The sequence below is a fragment of the Mesorhizobium sp. M7A.F.Ca.ET.027.03.2.1 genome (assembly GCF_003999175.1).
GTDB lineage: Bacteria > Pseudomonadota > Alphaproteobacteria > Rhizobiales > Rhizobiaceae > Mesorhizobium.
In genome coordinates this window covers 1-3645 of record NZ_RZOM01000626.1, presented here as the reverse complement: position 1 = coordinate 3645, position 3645 = coordinate 1, and the positions used below count along the sequence as shown (strand labels likewise).

The 3645-nt window shown below is 60.5% G+C and carries 5 protein-coding genes; all 5 read left to right on the top strand.

What is annotated here, in order from left to right:
- Window positions 1-490, top strand: a 490-nt coding sequence (locus EN750_RS23655; RefSeq protein WP_145967861.1) for an enoyl-CoA hydratase/isomerase family protein, incomplete at its 5' end; no start/stop codon positions are given.
- Window positions 487-909 carry a DUF6163 family protein gene (locus EN750_RS23650; protein WP_127272646.1) on the top strand — a complete coding sequence of 141 codons (423 nt, stop codon included), beginning with the start codon at window positions 487-489 and terminating at the stop codon, window positions 907-909. The genes EN750_RS23655 and EN750_RS23650, both read left to right, overlap by 4 nt.
- A 238-nt stretch (window positions 910-1147) precedes the next feature.
- Window positions 1148-1663: a winged helix DNA-binding protein gene (locus EN750_RS23645; protein WP_127397809.1), complete on the top strand. Its 516-nt coding sequence runs from the start codon at window positions 1148-1150 to the stop codon at window positions 1661-1663.
- A gap of 173 nt (window positions 1664-1836) precedes the next feature.
- Window positions 1837-2247, top strand: a complete 411-nt coding sequence (locus EN750_RS23640) for a hypothetical protein (RefSeq protein WP_245481746.1) — start codon at window positions 1837-1839, stop codon at window positions 2245-2247.
- A gap of 357 nt (window positions 2248-2604) precedes the next feature.
- Window positions 2605-3645 (top strand): L,D-transpeptidase family protein (locus EN750_RS23635; protein ID WP_127397808.1); only part of this gene is annotated, 1041 nt, incomplete at its 3' end.

Genomic DNA, 3645 nt, shown 5'->3' with positions numbered 1-3645 from the left:
CATCAAGGCCGAGGACCAGGCTGGCTTTCTCGACCGCCTGGCGCTGACCGGCGATCCGGAATCGGTGCTGCGCGGCTTCTTCGTGCAGGCAAGGCGCGAAACCGACAGGCCGACGCTGGAGGCGATTGTTCGCCATTTTTCGCAACCGTCCCTGAACCGCGTCATCGACAGCCTCGAGCGTGCGGCCGACGCCGACGAGTTCGCGGCAAAGACACTGGCGACGATCCGCACCCGCTCGCCGACCAGCCTGCGCGTCGCCTGGCGTCAGATTAGCGCCGGACTGACGCTGTCCATGGAAGCCTGCATGAAGATGGAGTTCCGCATCCTCAACCGAATGCTCGCCGGCCATGATTTCTATGAAGGTATCCGCGCCGCCATCATCGACAAGGGCTCGAAGCCGCAATGGCGGCCGGCAAGCCTCGCTGCGGTCAGCGAAGCGGATGTCGACGCCTATTTCGCCCCGCTCGGCGAACGGGAACTCTTGATATGAGCGAGGTGACTTCGAGGCGCGTCGTGCTGCAGCCCTCGGGGGTGGAGGTGATCTTCGCCTGGTTCCAGCGCGTCATATCGGGCTATTGCCTGCTGTTCGGCATTCTCTACTGGATCAGGTTGATCGGCTTTTATCCGGGTACGCTGTGGCGGTTCGACCTGATGCCCGTGCACTGGCAGGTCGCTGCGGTGGTGCTCGCCGTGTTCTTTCCCTTTGCCGCTGCCGGCCTGTGGATGCTGGCGTCCTGGGGGCCGGTGATCTGGTTCATTTGCGCGGTGACCGAGACGGTCATGTATGCCGGCTTTCCCGAGCTATTCGGCCACCGCTTGCTGATTGTCGCCTCGCATGCGGCGGTGGCGCTGCTCTACATCGTCTTCCGTGTCGTCATCTACCTGCAGAAGCGCCCCGTCCGCCACTAAGCCGTTGAACCAATTGGCGGCCCGGCTGCCGTCTCGAATGAGCCCCGCAATCGTTGCCGAAATCTTTAGGTTAATTATCCTTGCTCGGGTGACCGTTCGTTAAGCCTCTTCTGAAACCTCTTACCGGTAAGCTCTTGTTAGCCCTAGCGTTTAAGTCGAATTTTATGAGTATTCGATAGTGTCGCGATCAAGGTGAAAAACAAAAAATCACCAGGGCGACAAACGAGAGGCAAAGACAATGATCAATTCGCGTCCGGCGGCGAAGACCGCCAACGTATCCGACGATCGCCGCGAGGCTATCCGTTCCCTGTACATGGAATCGCTGCAGCTTGTTGAGCGGCTGCACCGCCGCCTGCTTGATGTGATCAAGGACGAATTCGACCGCAACGGCCGTTCCGACATCAATGCCATCCAGGCGCTGCTGCTGTTCAATATCGGCAATTCCGAGCTGACCGCCGGCGAGTTGCGCTCGCGTGGCTACTATCTCGGCTCGAACGTCTCCTACAATCTGAAGAAGCTGGTCGATCTCGGCTTCATCAATCACCAGCGCTCGCGCATCGACCGCCGTTCGGTCCGTGTCTCGCTGACGCCGAAGGGCAACGACGTGGCGGAGGTCGTTGCCGGCCTCTACGAGCGTCATGTCGGCTCGATCGAGCAGGTCGGCGGCATCAACACCGACGAGTTCAAGCAGATGAACCGTGCTTTGCAGCGGCTCGACCGCTTCTGGAACGACACTATCGCCTACCGGATGTAAGGCGCCGCATCGGATCCGGCCCGCGCCACAGAAACGCGGCCGAAATATCGACCTTCAGTCAGGGCCGGTGCCGAGAGGCATCGGCCTTTTTCTAGCGACTGACGGCGACTTGAGTTCATCTGTTTGTCGGCTGACCGCAACCCCGTGGGCCACGCTTTGCTTTCGCTTCCACAATGCCTAATGTCGCCGCACAAGGGGGCATGATGGGTCGAAGCAGGCGTTTCAAGATCTGTTTTGTCGCGGCGGCGCTACTGCTTGCGTCAGAAACGGCTTTCGCCGAGGAATGGTGGAAGGATGCCTTCGCCATGGAAGGCAGCAGCCCGTGCGACGGCAATGACTCCAGAGTGACGTTCACCGATAAGTCGGTGGAAATGTGGGAAGTCGGCTGCACAATCGACAAAGTCCAGAAGATCAAAGGCCTGGACGCCGTCATTTTGGACCTGACTTGCTCGGACGATAACGACAGTGTGGAAAAGAGGCGGGCGCTGCTGCTCAAACTCGATGACAGCAAGATATTGCGTTACCCTGAGAACCAAGTGCTGCAACGATGTTCCGAGTTGGAGGCTCCGGGTTCGAAGCCTTGAGCCAGGGTCGTTCGCGGCTGGCTGCCGGTCCTGCCGCGCGGCAGTCGACCCCATGTCGGCGACGCTCCGACCCGATACCCAAAAGCATCGGTCCGTCCTTTTCGGAATGCCGGTCAGTCGGATTCGGGCGCTAGGCCACGTTGCCGCCATATTCCAGTGGAACCGAGAGTGGCAGTGATGCTGGTGTGAAGACCATGCGTTCACCCGCAATCCGTATCGCGCCTGGGCGCTGTCACACCAAGGTGATACGGAGCATGGTTGGCTAATTGTTAAGATTGCCAATTTTACAGTGCGGGCGAGATCGCCCGGTGATCAACGCAGCAAGTGATCGAACTGCTACAAATGTCTGGAACGTCCATGAGAACCAGCCGTCGTTTTTTCCTCTCCGGAGCCTCCGCGCTCGCAGCCGCAGTGGTCGCCGGCGGCGCCAATGCGCAGGATGTGATCGGTGACATCCTGAAATCCTCCGCGCGCGGCAATTGGGACGACCAGTTCGATGCCCGCGCCAGCGAGGGCGGCAAGGTGGCCTCGACGCTGCCGATCTTCAGCCCGCAGACCGTCGCCTTCACGGAACAGGCGGTCGGGCAATACCAGAACATTGTCGGGCAGGGTGGCTGGGTCGACGTTCCCGCGACCAAGAAGCTGCAGCTCGGCGTCGATGACCCGGATGTGGTGCCGTTGCGCAAGCGGCTGATGGTTTCCGGCGATCTGTCGCAGAGTGCCGGCATTTCGACGGCCTTCGATTCCTATGTCGACTCGGCGGTCAAGCGTTTCCAGCTGCGCCATGGCCTGCCTGCCGATGGTGCGCTCGGCAAATACACCTATGCGGCGATGAACGTTTCGGCGCAGATCCGGCTCGGCCAGTTGCAGACCAATCTGCAGCGGCTGCGCGAGAAGGCCGGCACGCTGGGCAGCCGTTACGTGCTGGTCGACATTCCGGCAGCGCAGGTCGAAGCGGTCGAGAACGACCGCGTCGTGCTTCGCCACACCGCGATCGTCGGCAAGATCGACCGACAGACGCCGATCGTCAATTCCAAGATCAACGAGATCATCGTCAATCCATACTGGAACGCGCCCGTCTCGATCGTCCGCAAGGACATCATTCCGCTGATGCGGAAGAATCCCGATTATCTGAAGGACAGCCACATCCGCCTGTTCGCACCGGATGGCAGCGAAGTCGATCCGATGAATGTGGACTGGTCGACCGACGACGCCGCCAAGTACCGTTTCCGCCAGGATCCCGGCTCGGAAAACGCCATGGCTTCGGTGAAGATCAATTTCCCGAGCCCTGACGGCGTCTACATGCACGATACGCCGCAGCAGAGCCTGTTCGGCAAGATGTTGCGTTTCGATTCCTCGGGCTGCGTGCGCGTGCAGAATGTGCGCGACCTCGTCACC